This is a genomic window from Parasutterella sp. St.1A3 (assembly GCF_059728705.1).
Window position 1 is genome coordinate 2,383,715 of record NZ_BAAGFK010000001.1, and the last position, 17,115, is coordinate 2,400,829.

14 protein-coding genes are annotated in these 17,115 nt (G+C 50.0%); 2 read left to right on the forward strand and 12 right to left on the reverse strand.

What is annotated here, in order from left to right; translation table 11 throughout:
* Positions 1 to 213: 213 nt before the first annotated feature.
* The 3 genes from AC6I1F_RS11030 to AC6I1F_RS11040 are packed head-to-tail and all read right to left on the reverse strand — an operon-like array spanning position 214 to position 4,753.
* Positions 214 to 495, reverse strand: a complete 282-nt coding sequence (locus AC6I1F_RS11030) for a hypothetical protein (RefSeq protein ID WP_251569785.1) — start codon at positions 493 to 495, stop codon at positions 214 to 216.
* A complete protein-coding gene (locus AC6I1F_RS11035) occupies positions 496 to 960 on the reverse strand; it encodes a hypothetical protein (RefSeq protein WP_251452740.1) in 465 nt (154 codons plus the stop codon).
* A gap of 46 nt (positions 961 to 1,006) precedes the next feature.
* Positions 1,007 to 4,753, reverse strand: a complete 3,747-nt coding sequence (locus AC6I1F_RS11040) for an autotransporter outer membrane beta-barrel domain-containing protein (RefSeq protein WP_497801782.1) — start codon at positions 4,751 to 4,753, stop codon at positions 1,007 to 1,009.
* 795 nt (positions 4,754 to 5,548) lie between these two features.
* On the opposite strand from AC6I1F_RS11040, the gene AC6I1F_RS11045 reads away from it, so the two are divergent.
* Together AC6I1F_RS11045 and AC6I1F_RS11050 are read left to right on the forward strand one after the other, a co-directional pair.
* A complete protein-coding gene (locus AC6I1F_RS11045; RefSeq protein WP_160335605.1) occupies positions 5,549 to 6,064 on the forward strand; it encodes a glycine zipper 2TM domain-containing protein in 516 nt (171 codons plus the stop codon).
* Between the two features lie 21 nt (positions 6,065 to 6,085).
* Positions 6,086 to 6,568 (forward strand): hypothetical protein, encoded by a 483-nt coding sequence (locus AC6I1F_RS11050; protein WP_160335604.1) that lies wholly within the window; start codon positions 6,086 to 6,088, stop codon positions 6,566 to 6,568.
* 43 nt (positions 6,569 to 6,611) lie between these two features.
* On the opposite strand, the gene AC6I1F_RS11055 is transcribed toward AC6I1F_RS11050, so the two are convergent.
* The 9 genes from AC6I1F_RS11055 to AC6I1F_RS11095 all read right to left on the reverse strand — a co-directional run bounded on the left by AC6I1F_RS11055 (position 6,612) and on the right by AC6I1F_RS11095 (position 17,103).
* The gene (locus AC6I1F_RS11055; RefSeq protein ID WP_160335603.1) at positions 6,612 to 6,872 is read right to left on the reverse strand and encodes an STAS domain-containing protein; all 261 of its coding nucleotides are present in this window, start codon (positions 6,870 to 6,872) and stop codon (positions 6,612 to 6,614) included.
* Positions 6,873 to 7,499 (reverse strand): MlaC/ttg2D family ABC transporter substrate-binding protein, encoded by a 627-nt coding sequence (locus AC6I1F_RS11060; protein ID WP_160335602.1) that lies wholly within the window; start codon positions 7,497 to 7,499, stop codon positions 6,873 to 6,875. It abuts the gene before it with no gap.
* Positions 7,496 to 8,269, reverse strand: a complete 774-nt coding sequence (locus tag AC6I1F_RS11065; protein WP_160335601.1) for an MlaA family lipoprotein — start codon at positions 8,267 to 8,269, stop codon at positions 7,496 to 7,498. Before AC6I1F_RS11065 ends, AC6I1F_RS11060 begins: the two co-directional genes overlap by 4 nt.
* Positions 8,270 to 8,283: 14 nt before the next feature.
* Positions 8,284 to 8,769: an outer membrane lipid asymmetry maintenance protein MlaD gene (mlaD, locus tag AC6I1F_RS11070; protein ID WP_160335600.1), complete on the reverse strand. Its 486-nt coding sequence runs from the start codon at positions 8,767 to 8,769 to the stop codon at positions 8,284 to 8,286.
* A 14-nt stretch (positions 8,770 to 8,783) separates the two neighbouring features.
* Positions 8,784 to 9,572: a lipid asymmetry maintenance ABC transporter permease subunit MlaE gene (mlaE, locus tag AC6I1F_RS11075; RefSeq protein WP_160335599.1), complete on the reverse strand. Its 789-nt coding sequence runs from the start codon at positions 9,570 to 9,572 to the stop codon at positions 8,784 to 8,786.
* A complete protein-coding gene (locus tag AC6I1F_RS11080; RefSeq protein ID WP_160335598.1) occupies positions 9,569 to 10,378 on the reverse strand; it encodes an ABC transporter ATP-binding protein in 810 nt (269 codons plus the stop codon). Before AC6I1F_RS11080 ends, mlaE begins: the two co-directional genes overlap by 4 nt.
* Before the next feature lie 73 nt (positions 10,379 to 10,451).
* Positions 10,452 to 10,907, reverse strand: coding sequence for an acyl-CoA thioesterase (locus AC6I1F_RS11085; RefSeq protein WP_160335597.1), 456 nt, complete (start codon positions 10,905 to 10,907; stop codon positions 10,452 to 10,454).
* A 23-nt stretch (positions 10,908 to 10,930) separates the two neighbouring features.
* Positions 10,931 to 12,412 (reverse strand): glutamate synthase subunit beta, encoded by a 1,482-nt coding sequence (locus AC6I1F_RS11090; protein WP_160335596.1) that lies wholly within the window; start codon positions 12,410 to 12,412, stop codon positions 10,931 to 10,933.
* Positions 12,412 to 17,103, reverse strand: coding sequence for a glutamate synthase-related protein (locus AC6I1F_RS11095; RefSeq protein ID WP_160335595.1), 4,692 nt, complete (start codon positions 17,101 to 17,103; stop codon positions 12,412 to 12,414). The genes AC6I1F_RS11090 and AC6I1F_RS11095 overlap by 1 nt, the downstream gene beginning before the upstream one ends.
* Between the last annotated feature and the right edge of the window lie 12 nt (positions 17,104 to 17,115).

Genomic DNA, 17,115 nt, shown 5'->3' on the forward strand with positions numbered 1-17,115 from the left:
CAGGTAGATTATATAATTATAATCTATTAAATCAGTTAAAAATAATGCCCAATGCCCGGTTTACGGGCAATTTGGGCACTGTGTGTAACTACTAGTAATATTTATGATCTAGTTTTTGGGAATTCAGGTTAGAATTTAGGTTTATGTCCACTCAAACACTGCACGGAGAAGTGATCGCTCCCTTCCCCTTGATGGTGAATATACTGTGAAAGCTCAGTTACATCTAAAGATCAAGTGTACATTCGTATAGTTGAATCTTCCATCATTTTCACTTTTCAGTTCTACTCTTTCAAATTTTTTACCTTTGTTAAGGCAGAACTCTTCCGCCTCTCTTATCAATTCAGAGGACAAAAATGCACCGGACCACTCATTTTCCTTGATACAGTCGATTTTAAATGTACCGTCTTTCTGCTCTTCCACGGCAGATTTTTCAACCGTTGCACTGCATCCGCTGATCAAGAACAGCAGTGACATCAACCAAACAGCTTTTTTCATTTACTTCTCCAACACCTCTTTTTTGACAACGCCTGGGAAACCGTCTTCATCACTGCAAACGAGTCTCACATGAATCTTTGAAGAGGAAAGCTCATACATCGCATGTGTTTTCGCATCTACTCCAATCCAGCCCGGAATAAATGCATTTGCAGTGTTGCCGAAAACGTACCAAAGATTATTTTTTGATTTAACAACCAAATCAGCAGGACGACATCCGCCTTTCTCTATATGAATGTTATAGATTTGGCCTGTAAAGTAACCCTCTGCTTTTGAGAGAGTTTGCTTAAAAGGAGTTTTTCCTTGATAGATGTTTTCGCCGTTTTTATCCGTAACCGTAATCGAGCAGCTTTCCGGTGTCGTTGTAATCTCCAATTCCTGGATATCCTTTTCTGCAATAGACGCACAACCAGATAGACCGATAAAAATGATAATACTCAGTATTGATATTATTGATTTATTGCTCATGGTAGATTTCGACCGCCCCTACACTTTATGCAAGAGCGGTCTCTCCTTAGAAAATGTATTCAAATCCGATATCGACTCTGTAGTCAGTCTTCAGCTTAGACGCAAAACTTCTTTTCACATAAAAGTGAGCTAACTTATCTTTCTTACGTGAGAAGGTATAAGTTCCTCCGGCGGAAACCTCTCCCCACGTCTCTTTAAGATTAAAGCGGGAAGCATTGAAGGAACCGTCGTCAAGCTTATAAGTCGTAACCAGTTTCCCTTTGAATTCTCGCAGGCCATCGACCTTGACAAAGGCTGAGCCCTTCTTCCCTTCATACCCAAGAGCGACACCTGCCCGACCGATTAAACTGTTAACCGCGTTGTGATGAACATTCACATCATTATTGGTTCTAAAGCTGGAACCAAAGATCCTTCCGTAGACGATCTGCAGCTGAGGATCTAAATACCAGTCTTTATTCTCAAAAAGATAGTGCTTATTGCCATACTCTGCACTTAGTGTATAGCCCCAAGTTTTATCGCGGCCTTTCGTATTCAATAAGTAGTCACTGCTCCATGCCGAGAATTCGTTGGAGAATCGACTAACTTTGCCTACAAGATCTAGATAACCACCGTTGGAAAACTTTCTAACACCATACAGCCACCAGCTTGCCATCCAGTTATCAGCGTTTCCCCCTCTGCTGAGCTTCAGATCTCCTTCTGTATATGACAAACCTGTTCCGTAAGTCCAATCATGTTTCTTTTCACGCTTGCACGGAAAATTTTCTCCATCTTTCTCACGACAACGATATGAGTCCTTATATTCGTAATAATTCCGATCTAAACCGATCTGAATCCCCTTGTAATTATCTCTGAAATAGTAGCCGTTCGAATTAATTCGGTTACGTCCGGCATAGCCTCTTGCCCAAAGACCTTCCAGCTCATAATTATCTCTGACCTCCCCTAATCTTTGATGAAGCGTGTCAATTTCTTGTCGCCATGTAAAATAATGACTGAGTGAAACTGCCTCTATTGACTTCATTGTAGGTGTCGGCTGTGGATTCGGCTTTGGAATTGGTGTAGCAGGAAACAAGGGAAGAGGATGAGTAAAACCCGGTTCCAAAGGATACTGCGGGAACCAAGTAGCCAAATCAATAATTTCTCCTCTGTATTTGGCGCCTTCTCCGATCACGCTAGAGGGCACATCACTCGCAGAATCCTGCACTAATTCGATATCTTCGAAATACCATTGAGCTCTCAGAGCATGATTAACAACACCTTCTGGAATAACTACCCAACCGGCAGCTTTAGCAAACTCAGCATCCGGATCGTTTGGATCCCAGCGGCGAATAATGGGATTTCCACTATCGTCTTTTAACTCATTACCGTCTGCATCTTTAAGGATGTGCCATTTGGTTCCTTTGGATAACCCTTTGTTGTAACCGTCCTCAAAGTCATCTTTAATCATAATATCGCTTTGAGAACCAACATTTTCTATACCTTCCTTTGCATAGATAGAATTGGCAGCACTTCTAAGAAGCCAAAATGCAGCGGCCAGTCGTTTATCGTTTCGGGCTCCTTTCCAACCTGGTGGAATTTCCCTGTCGCCTCCTTCACAACTATCTCCTGCACAGAGGTTATCTGCATTTAAGCTGGAAAGGGTTGTAATCTTAGTTCCGTTTCGATAAAAATTCGTAGGTTTGACGTAGAAGTCGAGAGAAGATGCATTAGAGCGATCTGACTGAATGGCTTTACCATCAGAAGTTTCAATTTTTGCAAAATAAAAGTATGGAGCAGCCTTATCGGTGGATCCTATTGCCCAGTAATTCATGTATGGACCATTACCATAAGGATACTTATAGGGTAGCTCATCCGGTTGATCCGGCTTATCAATATCAGGATCAACCGGATCAGGATCGGTCGGGCCTGGGCTAACCAAATCGGGATTCGTTGGATCTGTTATATCGGTTAGGGCTCGCTTATCAAGAACACTCCAAGAACTCGCCTCGTTCATGGATGAAGTTCCAGCAGACGCATTAATCCAAGAGCTACCGCTAGCCAGAGCAATCGGAGTAATCAAGGATATATCTTTACTTGGCTCTTTATCTTCTGAGTCTGGTGTATCTGGGTCTGGTTTATCAGGATCAGGTTTCACAGGGTCAAACTCTTTTTTAGGTTCGTTTTCGGGACTAACATGTCTATCCGAAACGTGAACTGTATTAAATTCGAAAGCAGAGGTTGCATAGGATGTGCTTAACGAAGGATTAACCAAAGGAGAACTGCGCAATACTCCGAGATTGGAAATATAGGTGTTATAAGTCCAAGTCAGTTTAGTGTTTGTTAAAAGCAACCGAGTGTTATTGTACGGATTCACATCTCCATCTAATGCTGTCTTATTGGTTCCTGCCTGAACCTCAATGTATGAGCCAGGATTGAAGACACTCCCCGTTCCATAGCTATTTGAGGAGAATTCTACGACTGAGACACCTTTTTCTAACGGCGGGTTCGTCACACTCCCTTGAAGAACAGAAGCTTGCACAAGAACCCTATTGTTAATTATGAAGGGACCGATAAACTTAGTTTTTGTAAGAATAGAAGACCTGACCGCTCTGTCTTTGTGGATTTGTCCTTGAATGCGTGCTGTTAAAGCCAAGTCTACATCAGGTTTCCCAACTTCTGTTTTAGGTTTTCCTTTTGCTATTATGGATACTCCTTCACTGTTTAGTGCTTCTACCTCTTGCACTCCTCCCATGTTAAGTACTGCAATAGGCTGCAGATGATTAGGGTTGTTGATCTCAATACCTACATATTCACCCGCTGTATTTTTCTTTCCTCGAATACCTACATACGAGCGTCCAGAACCTTTATTTCCATTATCTGTCCAACTGTAGATGCCGTACGACGCATTCCTACTATCAGTACTTTTCAGGTCTATCTTTTCAATCGACTTTATGTATTGCCCCGTTGGCAGTCCAAGAGAGGTTAGTTTTTCATCGCTCCCGTTTTCTGATTCAGAAGTTCTGATCCCGTAGAGGGTCGCGTACAATGTTCCCATTTTTTCTATGTACTGATCCCCCTGTCTAACCATTACAATTCCTTGATAAAACCTATGTTCATCATCGCCGACATCTCCAATCGCACCCAGGAAAGCTTGTTCTGTAGGATAAGGATATGCATTGCTGTCTGTATTGTCCCCTCTTAATAAGATAACTGTTCCTTTGCCATTATTTTTAGGGGTAATTGATCTAATATTTCCTCTGATGTACTGAGCGCTTCCCTGAGTTACATTAAATACGCCCATTTGAGGTGGATTTAGGCTAACTATGGACTCTATTGAAGCGGTGTACGTATTCCCAAGCACTGTTAAATCGCCCATATCCCCCTCGACGATCTGGTGTACTTTTATAACAGAGTCTTGAATTCCTGAAGCGCTAAATATCACGCCAGAAGAAGAATAAATAGATGGAGCAAAATTTTTAAAAGAAATCAATTGAGTTTGAGATTCCGTTTTCCCCGATGAAAGTGTCTTAAAGATTGATTCCGAGGCAGTATTCTTTAGATTTGTGCACTCAATTGCCTTAACATTATCAAATTCTAAATTTTGCTGACCTGGTTTCTTCCAATAGAAAAAACTTCCCGATGACATTGTTCCTGTCAGATTTTCTAAATCCCTAAAGCTTTCAGAGGATTCTTCTATCTGCTTATCTACAGTCAACTCGGCCGAAATAGCCGGTGTTGAAAGAAAAGGGAGCAAAGAGGCTGCTATAATCAAAACACCCCCCCCCTCACCTCTGCTAAAACTATAACCCTTCTTCATTCCAGCTCGGATTTTTTTTGTACTATACAATGTCGCAGAGCAGGTGACAGCCCTTTTGCGCAAAGGCGATCTATAAAAAGAAGATTCGGAGGACCTAGTATTTCGTTTTGGTAATGCAACTCGAACAGTACCAATTCTTGAGAAAGAATTGCATAACATAATTGGCTTCCTGTAATTTGAGATAACTAATTTCAATGACGGTAGATATAACGAACGTCTTTATGTTTTCTAAGAAACTTATTGAGGTTAGGTGCTAGCCCACGACCTTAACCATATGAACTAATGTATCGATGACTATGTATAAAGTGAGTCGAGAAACTATCAAAAGAAAAGCCTTTCATTCTATCCTCGGGTTCCTTAGCCTTATTCTGTTAGTATTATGCTACTGACGAACCAAAAAAAAGTACTCATATAACAAACAAATGACTCCATAGAAACCCTTAATTCTTATTTTTCATTCGTCATCTGATAAAGAATAAAACAACGCTTCATCCAGAAGATATCCCAATGAGTGTCTACCATTATTAGCTGTTCAATTAAAATCTATTGAAACTTCATAGAGATAATCAAAACCAAATATTTTTAGACGATAGAGTCGCAGCTACTGCCCTTGAGAACGAGGAAGTGAACCGAACCTTTAGCTCTAACTCAAACATCTAAAAGGAATTCTGCATAACAAATTCGAACACTTTAACAATTCACATGATCAAGGCGGGGCATTAGCCTGAAGAATTAATTAAGGGTTCATTTATCATGTTCCCTTGTCGTAAATAAAATCTTTATGAAAGAGGGATCATGAAAAAAGTCAGAATCTTGCTGCCCGCCATCGCGGCATCCGCCCTTATCCTCTCCGGCTGCCAGACGAGCGGAGACATATATCGCTCCGACGTGTACGGCAGCAATCAAGTCAACCAGGCCCAGCAGGTTCAGACCGTTGACATTATCGCGATTCAGCCTGCGCGCGTCGCAGTAAACAATCAGTCTGACCGCCAGGTTTCTCAGCTTGTCGGCACCGCACTTGGCGGGATCTTGGGCGCTGTCATCGGAAATCAGGTAACACACCACGGCTCCTCAGGCACAACAATCGGCGCAATCGCAGGCGCGGCGCTCGGTGCGGGCGCTTCCAGCGCGGCCTCTCCGGATAACGCACTTGTGGACGGTGTTCAGCTGACATTTAAACTGAACGGGCGTATTTTCAACTCCGCTCAGGTCGGCCAGATGTGTGAATTCAAATACGGCCCGGCCATCATGACTTCCACGGGCCCTTCCAGCACACGAATCCAGCCGAACAATCCTTACGGATGCAAATAATTCTCTTATCGGGAGCCTCAGATGAAACTCAGCATACTTTCGTTTGCATGCGCGCTCGCATTTAGCGGAGCCGCTTCCGCACAGATTACGGAAACCGTGACACCCCTCACTCCGGTCTCTCCGGCTGACCAGCAGATCTATAACGTCCGAGCCGCAGAGCAGCAGATTCAGGCAAATGAGCAGGCCGTCGCTCTCGAAAAGGCGCGTCAGGCTCAGCAGGCCGCTAAGGCAAAAGCCGCAGCTGAAAGCCGTCAGGCAAAAGCCAGAGCCAAAGCCGCAGCCGAGAAAAAAAACAAACAGGAAGCCGCAGAGGCCGAAGCTAAGGCAAAACAGCTGAAAGCCGAACAGTATCAGGATGAGATGCGTCAGATCGAACTCGAGAGCAAACGACTCGATCTTGAAGCTAAGCGTTCTAACGTTCAGACTCAGATCGAGCTGAACAAAGTTCGTCAGCAGCAGGCCGTAGAGACGCTGCAGAAAGACGCAGCAGAAGCAAAACAGTAATTTGAGCGCAAGAAAAAGCCCGGGCTGCTCCCGGGCTTATTTTTTAGTCAATCCGAACGATACCGCTAAGACCGTACAGCCTGACGAGCTTGTCAAATGAGCCCGGCCGGTTGATCACATGAAGCGGCTGACCGGATTTCTGCGCGCTGCGTATCCAGTCGAGCACAACCGCGACCGCCGAGCTGTCTGCCCTGCGGACATTCTTCATGTCAATGACGGTATCGCCGTTCGAAATCGCGCTAAGACCAGTCTTTAAAACCGTCCCGGCGTTTTCAAAACGAATTTCTGTTTCGGAAAGAATCATTTATTTGCCTGTTCCGACCTTGGATGCTCGCTCACTGAGCTGCGCGATCAATCCCTTAATCCCGGAGTTGCTGATCACGGACGCGAACTGTGAACGATAGTTTTCTACGAGCCAGACGCCGCCAACATTCACATCGAAAATTTTCCACTGACCGTTCTTATCCATCAGGCGATAATCGAGCTTGATCGGATCGTGTGAGGAGGAAACAAGCTGAGTACGGACGATCACTAAACGCGGGTCTCCGCCCTTCTGAGCAGTACCCATCTTAACGCTGTAGCCGGAAGCCTCTTTCAGCGCTCCCGAATAGACGTTTGTCAGCAGCTTGCGGAAAGAAGTCATGATCCCTTTTCTTTCTTCGGCTGTCGCTTTGCGCCAGGACGGACCGACCGCCATGCGGGTCATGGTCTCAAAATCCGTATACGGCAGGATGTTTTCGTCCACCAGACGGTTCACATGCATCGGATCCGCTTTGCTCAGTTCCGGATCCTTTTTGATCTGTTCCAGAACTTCAACAGAAACCGACTCAACCAGCTGCTCCGGCGGAAGGTTCATATCAGCGGCCATCGCTGTACCGCTGATCATCAGTGCGGCAGCAGCCGAGCAGATGAGATTCAGAATTTTTTTCATTGAGCGTTCTCCTTTTTAGCCGCATCTGCACTTGGTTCGTCATCGAACGGGTTCAGCGTCGGCTCCTGAATCATAGCAGGACCGTCTCCGTCCTGAAGCGCGCTTTGACGCTGCTGCAGGTACGCATTTCGGGTTGCCACATACGGGTCGACCGTGTTGTCGAGCATGTCGGTCACAGGCAGCAGATTTGCGCGGGCGTTGATGAACTTCGCGCCCCACCACGGCCATGTGAACCAAGCTTCGCCCACATAGGTATTGGGGTCGAGGAACAGTTCCGGAACCAGTCCGGCTGTGTCACGAACCGTTGACGGGCCGAGAACCGGAATAACAAAGTACGGGCCTGAAGGTACGCCCCAGACAGCAAGCGTCTGTCCGAAGTCTTCCTCCATTCGAGGAATATCGACCTGCTTGGCAACATCAAAGATACCGACCACGCCGACGGTCGAGTTAATCATGAGACGGAACAGAGAAAGAATACCGTCTTCTACTTTGCCCTGCAGGATATTATTAACCGCGTTAGCGGGTTCCATCGTATTCTTAAAAACGCGTGTCACGCCTTCTCTAACGGGTTTGGGCGTCACAAATTCGTAGCCTTTGGCAATCGGACGGAACAGAATGAAATCCAGTCCCTGATTGAATGCGAATGTCTGACGATTGAACGACTCCCAAGGGTCCGCAGGATTCTTGCCGGAGTCATTAGGAACAGAAGCGCAGCCGGAAAGGAGCGCAATTGATGCGGCCGCCGCTAAAGTTAAAAGCTTTTTTTTCATGGGGATTCTCTAAATTATTTATTTCCGCCTTCGAAATTATTATCCTCGGCCTTGTTAAACAGGAACTGGCTGATCAAGTTCTCAAGAACGATCGCGCTTTGGGTAAATTCTATTCTGCTTCCGTCCTTTAAGTCCTTATCGTCTCCGCCCGGCTGAAGGCCGATGTACTGCTCGCCGATCAGGCCGGCGGTCAGAATTTTGACGGAGGAGTCAGCAGGGAATTTGTATTTATCGGACAAGGCCATAACAACTTTGGCCTGAAATGTATTGTTGTCGTAAGTAATCGATTTCACACGGCCCACTAAAACTCCGGCGCTTCGAACCGGAGCTCTCGCTTTCAGGCCGCCAATGTTGTCAAAGTAAGCCGACACTTCGTAATTGCCTGAGGAGCCGACAGTACTCAAATTCGCGGCTTTAAGAGCCAGAAAAAGCAGCGCGATGATACCGGCCAGGACGAACAGGCCGACGAAAAAATTAGTTCTCGAATTATTATTTTCCATGACTGTTTTCCTTCCTAACCGTTCGTAAACATAATGGCGGTCAGAATGAAATCCAACCCTAAAACAACAAGTGATGAAACCACGACGGTCTTAGTCGTCGCATTAGAGACGCCTTCAGGCGTCGAACGAGCCGTATAGCCCTGATAGAGCGCGATTGCGCCGACGGCAATTCCGAAGAAGAAGGCCTTCAGAAGTCCGTTTCCAATATCCTGTACCACTTCGACGCCGGACTGCATCTGCGCCCAGAAAGCACCGGTATCCAGTCCGATCATCGGGACGGCGACCACCCAGCCGCCGAAAATACCGACCGCTGAGAAAAGCGTCGCAAGAATCGGCATCGCGATCACGCAGGCCAAGAATCTCGGTCCGAGGATTCGGCGAACTGGATCAACACCCATCATCTCGAGCGCGGAGAGCTGCTCTCCGGCGTTCATCAGACCGATTTCCGCAGTGAGCGACGTACCGGCCCGACCCGCAAACAAAAGCGCGGTTATGACCGGACCGAGCTCGCGCAAAAGAGACAGCGCCACCAGAACGCCGAGCGCCTGCTCGCTGCCGTAGCTCGAAAGCACATAGTCGCCCTGCAGGCCAAGCACAAAGCCGACAAAAAGTCCGCTGACAAGGATAATGACTAAAGAGTAGTTGCCGACAAAAAAGAGCTGCTTGATCGTCGCCTGAAATCGCGTAAACGAAGGTCCTAAATTCAGGCAAAGCCGGCAGAAGAACCGTCCGAACGCTCCGAGCGAGCGAACGACGTCAAGGAACCATGCGCCAAACGCGCTGATTAATTCATAGACATTCATGGTTTGATTCCAAGTTCTTCATTTAGAGACGGCGCCGGATATTGGAACTTCACAGGACCGTCAGGCAGTCCGTTCACAAACTGAACCACAAACGGGTCCTTGCTTTGGCGAAGTTCATCCGGAGTCCCCTGTGCCGCGATCTTGCCGCTCGACACCATATAAACGTAATCGGCAATGGTGAATGTTTCCTGCACATCGTGCGTCACGATGACACTCGTTGAGCCGAGCACATCGTTAAGATTTCGAATCAGCTGCGCGGTCACGCCCATCGAAATCGGGTCAAGGCCCGCAAACGGCTCGTCATACATAATCAGGTCCGGGTCCAGCGCAACGGTACGCGCAAGCGCCACTCTGCGGCTCATGCCGCCGGAAATCTCTGACGGGTACAGAGGAGCTGCGCCTCTCAATCCCACCGCGTCGAGTTTCAGAAGCACCAAATCCCGAATTAACTCTTCCGGAAGATCCGTGTGCTCGCGTAGCGGAAAAGCCACATTCTCAAAAACCGTCATATCGGTAAAAAGGGCGCCGAACTGAAACAGCATGCCCATTTTTCGTCTGATGCGGTAAAGCGACTGAAGGTTCTTCGGATCCAGCTTTTGTCCGTTAATCGTCACGGAGCCTTTATCCGGGGAAAGAAGGCCGCCGATCAGCTTGAGCAGTGTGGTTTTGCCCATACCCGATCCGCCCATAATGGCGATTACCTGTCCTCTGCGGAAATTCAGGCTTACGTCGTCCAGAATGAGTCTGCCCGTGTCGTAGGCAAAACTCATATCCTTTATTTCGACAATGTAATCGCTGCTTCCCATATAAATAAAACCCAGCCTGGGATAAGTTCCCATTAAATAATTGATTATGCCACAGCGGCCGGGCGTTCAGAATTTAAGGAATTTCCAGCCATCGAATACCGTTTTCCCTCAATAAGGGGTCTCCTTTCGGAACAATTGGGAATGCCTCGGCAACCTCCGGAGGGATTTCTTCGGCCCGGCCGGTCTTCAAATTAATAAAAGTCCATTCCGTTGTCCCGTTCATGCAGACTTTGCCGCCGCGTGTCAGATAAAAGGCACGGCGGCTGATTGTCTTTTCAAGGGTCTCGACCCATGTATTCATGATGAGCTCGTCGCCCACATGCGTCGGACGAAGATAGTGAATTTTATGAACCGTTGCTGCGAAGGCCGCGCCCAGCTTCAGGTAGCGTTCCATATTCCAGCCGAGCGCGTCCGAATGAGAAATCGCCGCCTCTTCCATCCAGCGAAGATACTCTTTGTTGTTCGTGTGACCGAGCACATCGATGCAGTCCTCAGTCACAGTAATCGGCAGGCGGTAAATTCTCAGCATTGGTCTGATCTCAGTTAAAAAACTTAGAGATTATCTTCCTCCTCCAAGTATTTGTCGACAGCTTCGGCGCAGCGGCGGCCTTCTGCCAAAGCCCTGACAACCAGGCTCTGTCCGCGGCGGCAGTCGCCCGCGGCAAAGACTTTCGGCACATTTGTCTTAAACGCGTCGACTCCTTCATAAGCCGCTTTCGCGTTGCCGCGAATATCGGTCTGCACGCCAAACGCCTTCAGCACCGGCTCGCTCGGCTGCACAAAACCCATCGCGAGAAGAACCAAGTCCGCCTCAATCTCGAACTCGCTTCCCGGAATTTCTTTTTTCATGCGGCGTCCGGTGATCGGATCCGATGTCCACTCAAGGCGTACGGCTTTCACGCCCTTTACCGAGCCTTTCTTATTGGAGATAAATTCCGTTGTGCTGATCGCATAAGCACGCTCTCCGCCTTCTTCCTGGGAAGTGGAGACACGATACACATTAGGCCAATTGGGCCAGACGGAAGACTTATCGTAAGTTTCCGGAGGCTTCGGCCCCAGATCGATCTGCAGAACTTTAGAAGCACCCTGACGAATCGCGGTACCTAAGCAGTCGCTGCCAGTATCGCCGCCGCCGATGATCAGCACTTTTTTGTCCTGAGCCGAAATCTCTTTGTGCGCGGCCTCGTCCGCATTAATTTTGTTCTGAGACGGCAGATACTCCATCGCGAAGTGAACGCCCTTGAGTTCGCGCCCGGCTACCTTCAAATCGCGGGGCGTTTCAGAACCGATCGCAAGAACCACCGCGGAGAAGTCGCGTAGCAGCTCCTGCGGGTCGATCACGCGCTCTGCATCCGACCAAACACCGTCCGGGTGCTCCTTGATGCCGATTGAGGTTCCGCAGTTAAAGCGCACGCCTTCGGCTTCCATTTGCGCGATACGACGATCGATCAGGCTCTTATCCAGCTTGAAATCCGGAATGCCGTAGCGCAGGAGTCCGCCCGGGCGTTTGTTCTTTTCGAACACCGTGACGGCATATCCTTTTCGTGCCAGCTGCTGAGCGCAGGCGAGCCCCGCAGGGCCGCTGCCGATCACCGCGACGGACTTTTCGCGGCTGCCGGCTGCCGGTTCCGGTTTAACCCAGCCCTGATTCCACGCATTGGTAATAATGGCGCGCTCAATCGACTTCACACCCATCGCGACATTGGTGTAATTCATCACACAGCCGTTTTCGCAAAGTGCGGGACAGACGCGGGACGTGAATTCCGGGAAGTTGTTGGTAGCGGCTAAAACGCGGTAGGCCTCTTCCCACTTCTCGTTGTAGATCAAATCGTTAAATTCCGGCGCGACATTATTCAGCGGACAGCTGAATGTGCAGAAGGGTGTTCCGCAGTCCATGCAGCGGGCTGCCTGTTTTTTCGCCTGCTGAGGATTCAGCGGCGTAATAAATTCGCGAAAATGCGTCTTGCGCTGCTTGACCGGCTCATGCGCCTGCTCAAGACGTTCAAATTCCATAAATCCTGTAATTTTTCCCATTACTGTTCTCCGGCGGTGCGTGTCAGTCCCTTAAGGAGCGCCTGCTTATATTCTTTCGGGAAGACCTTCACAAATTTCTTCAGAGCGTGCGGCCAATCGTCGAGCAGTTCTCTTGCGCGCAGACTTCCGGTGTAGCGGAAATGTTTTTCCACCAGCTCTTTGAGCAGACTCTCGTCGGTGCGTCCCAGATGCCATGACGCATGGTCACCGGCCGCGGCCTGCTCTCTATCCTCAGGCACTGATTCGAGTTCAACGCCTTCTCGGTTGCATCGTCCGGCAAACGTTCCGTCCTCGTCATAGACGAAGGCGATACCGCCTGACATGCCGGCGCCGAAATTACGGCCGACAGAGCCGAGAACCACCGCAGTACCTCCGGTCATGTATTCGCAGCCGTGGTCTCCGCAGCCTTCGGCAACAACACTCGCTCCGGACAGACGAACCGCAAAACGCTCGCCGGTGACGCCGTTAAAGAAGGCCTCACCGCTTGTCGCGCCGTAAAGTACGGTATTGCCTGCAATGATGTTTTCGTCGCCTCGGCCTCTGAAATCCGTCGGACAGCGCACAATGATGCGGCCGCCGGAAAGACCTTTGCCCACATAGTCATTGGCCTCGCCAATCAGATCCAAAGTGACGCCGTTCACCAGGAACGCGCCGAAGGACTGTCCGGCTGTGCCGGTCAGCTGAATATGCAGCGTATCGTCCTTGAGTCCCTGAGCGCCCCAGCGGCGGACGATTTCCGAAGAAATCTTGGTACCGACCGTACGGTGGATGTTCTTAATCGGAGAAAGGAAACTGACCGGCTCTCCCTTTTCGATCGCGCTGCGGCAGAGATCGAGAAGCTGGTAATCGAGCTCTTTTTCCAGCGCATGGTTCTGCACAGTGCTGTTGCGGCGAAGCTCAGCGGATTCTGTCTCTGGCATATAAAGCACACGGGAAAGATCAACATAGCCGCACTTGGCCGGGTGCATTTTCTTCTGTCGGAGCAGATCGGTACGGCCCACCATGTCTTCAAATTTTCTGAATCCGAGGCTCGCCATGATTTCACGAACTTCTTCAGCAACAAAGAAGAAGTAGTTGACCACATGCTTGGGTTCGCCTTTAAAGCGTTTGCGCAGTTCCGGATCCTGTGTGGCAATGCCCACCGGGCAGGTGTTCAGATGGCACTTGCGCATCATGAGGCAGCCTTCGACAACGAGCGGTGCCGTGGCAAAGCCGAACTCGTCCGCGCCAAGGAGCGCGCCGACCACAACATCTCGGCCGGTCTTAATCTGACCGTCCACCTGGACGCGAACTCGGTCTCTGAGACTGTTGATCACAAGAGTCTGCTGCGTTTCCGAAAGCCCCTGCTCCCAAGGTGTACCCGCAAACTTGATTGAAGAAAGCGGAGAGGCGCCTGTACCGCCGTCGTGGCCCGCGATCACAATATGATCCGCTTTTGCCTTGGCAACACCGGCTGCCACCGTGCCTACACCCTGTTCACTCACGAGCTTCACGCTGATGTCGGCTTTGTCATTGGACATCTTTAGGTCGCGAATAAGCTGAGCCAAGTCCTCAATGGAGTAAATGTCGTGATGCGGCGGAGGCGAAATCAGACCGACGCCAGGGATCGAGTAACGCAGCTGAGCGATGTACTCACTCACTTTATGGCCCGGCAGCTGGCCGCCTTCACCGGGTTTAGCGCCCTGAGCCATCTTAATCTGGATCTGATCGGCACTCGCGAGGTACTCTTCTGTCACACCGAAGCGTCCGCTGGCGACCTGCTTAATCTTGGAGCGCAGAGAGTCGCCCGCCTCAAGCGCGACGTCCGCGACAATACGGTCGCTGCCGAGAATGTCTTTGAGCGTATCGCCCGCTTTGATCGGAGAGTGACCGAGACGCATTTCTTCACGATAGCGTTTCGGATCTTCTCCGCCCTCGCCGGTATTACTCTTTCCGCCGATACGGTTCATTGCGACAGCAAGAACCGCGTGCGCTTCAGCTGAAATCGAGCCGAGTGACATCGCACCGGTCGCAAAGCGCTTGACGATTTCCTTTGCGGGCTCCACTTCTTCAAGCGGAATCGCTTTTGTCGGATCCACCGCGAACTCCATCAGTCCGCGCAGCGTCATCTGACGCTCGCTCTGATCATTGATGATCTCCGCATATTCCTTATAAGTCTGGTAAGAATTTCCGCGCGTCGCATGCTGCAGCTTGGAGATCGCCTCCGGCGTCCACATATGCTCTTCGCCTCTGGCTCTCCACTGGTACTCGCCAAGTGTGGGCAGAAGCTTCTGCCGATGATTTTCTTCGTCAAAGGCTGCACGGTGCTGCTCGATCGCTTCGCGCATGACGTCAAAGATGTCCAATCCGCCGACTTTGCAGCTGGTACCCTGGAAATAGCGGTCCACAAATTCCTTTTTCAGGCCGAGCGCTTCAAAAATCTGAGCACCGCGGTAACTCATATAAGTGGAGATGCCCATCTTACTCATCACCTTCTTGAAGGACTTGCCGATCGCGGTGATGTAGTTTCTGGTCGCGGTTTCCACATCAAGCCCTTCATGACGTCCGTCACGATAGAGTTCCTTGATGGTTTCGAGCGCCAGATACGGATGGATCGCCTCAGCGCCGTAGGCTGCAAGAACCGCCATATGGTGCGTCTGCAGAGCGCTTCCGGTTTCTACGATAATGCCCGCGTTGGTACGCAGGCCGTTGGCGATCAGATGCTGATGAATCGCGCTGATGGCAAGCGGCGCGGGAATCGCGACACGCTCTTTACTCATTTTGCGGTCGGTCAGAATAAGAATGTTGTAGCCGTCCTTGATCGCATCCACCGCACGGGCGCACAGCGAGGCAAGACGAGCCTCAACGCCTTCTTCCCCCCATTCGGCGCGGTACGTGATGTCGATCTCGTAAGAGCGGAATTTCTCATCCGTGTACCTTTCGATACTGCGCATCTTGGCCATCTCTTCGAATCCGAGGATCGGCTGCGAGAGCTCAAGACGAAGCGGCGGGTTGACGTTATTAATGTCCAGCAGGTTGGGGCGCGGGCCGACAAAGGAGACGAGCGACATCACGAGCTGCTCTCGAATGGGGTCGATCGGCGGATTGGTCACCTGCGCAAAGAGCTGACGGAAGTACTGATAGAACGGTTTAGCTCGATGAGAAAGCATCGCCAAAGGCGTATCGTTGCCCATAGACCCCACGGCCTCGGTCGCTTTTTCAGCCATCGGACGAAGAATAAACTTGATGTCGTCCTCACCATAACCGAAGGCCTGCTGACGTCTTAAAAGCGGAACCGGATTATCGCTCTGCGTGAGCGGCGGAACCGAGATGTCCGAGAGATGCACGTTCAGTCTCTTAGTCCATTCCTTATAGGGATTGCCGAGCGCCAATGTCCGTTTGATTTCTTCGTCCGGAATAATTCTGCCCTGTTCTGTATCAATCAGCAGCATTTTCCCGGGCTGCAGGCGCCATTTCTTTTTGATACGGCTCTGCGGGACCGGCAGCGTGCCGCTCTCGGAAGCCAGAATCACGATATCGTCGTTGGTCAGAATATATCGGGCAGGACGCAGTCCGTTTCTGTCAAGCGTCGCGCCGATTCGAACACCGTCGGTAAACCCGATAGCAGCCGGACCGTCCCAAGGTTCAAGCATTGCCGCGTAATACTCATAGAAGGCGCGCTGAGACGGATCCATCGACTCTTTAGCCTGCTCCCACGCTTCCGGAATCACCAGCATGACGGCCTGGGCCAGCGGATAGCCGCTCATCACCAGCAGTTCGAGCATATTGTCCAGGCAGGCAGTGTCGCTCTGACCCTCGTAAATAATCGGAAGAAGTTTTCTGACATCGTCACCGAGCACCGCGGTTTCCACCGCGCGTTCTCTGGCTCTGAGCCAATTAAAGTTTCCTTTAACCGTATTAATTTCACCGTTATGCGCCACCATGCGATAGGGATGCGCAAGTTCCCAGCTCGGGAACGTATTGGTTGAAAATCTCTGATGAACGAGCGCGATCGCGCTGACAAAGCGCGGGTCCGACAAATCCTTGTAATAAGCACCAACCTGATCGGCTAACAGCAGACCTTTGTAAACCAGAGTTTTGGTGGACATGGACGGCACGTAAAATTCCTTGCCGTGCTTGAGTTTCAGAGCCTGAATCTTATGACCCGCGTATTTGCGGATCACATAGAGCTTTCTCTCGAGCGCGTTCGGAACCATGACGTCAGGGCCTCGTCCGATAAATACCTGACGAATCACCGGAACCGTTTTTCTGACGGTTCCCGACATTTTGATATTGTTGTCTACGGGAACATCGCGCCAGCCGAGAAGGATCTGGCCTTCGGCTTTAATGGTTCTTTCCAGCTCCTGTTCGCATGCTCGCCTTGAAGCATGTTCTCGCGGCAGGAATACCATGCCGACGCCGTAGTCGCCGGGCGGCGGGAGACTGACATTTTGTTTTGCCATTTCGGCGCGGAAGAATTCGTCCGGAACCTGCACCATAATGCCCGCTCCGTCGCCGCAGAGCGGATCGGCGCCAACCGCGCCGCGATGATCCAAATTCTTCAGGATCTGCAGCCCCTGCTGCACGATTTCGTGGCTGGGCAGCCCTTTTACGCTCGCCACAAAACCCAGGCCGCAGGCATCATGTTCATATGCCGGATCATAAAGGCCGAGTTCTGAAGCTTTTTCTCTTGCTCGAGAAAGCTCGTTCATAACATCTCCAGT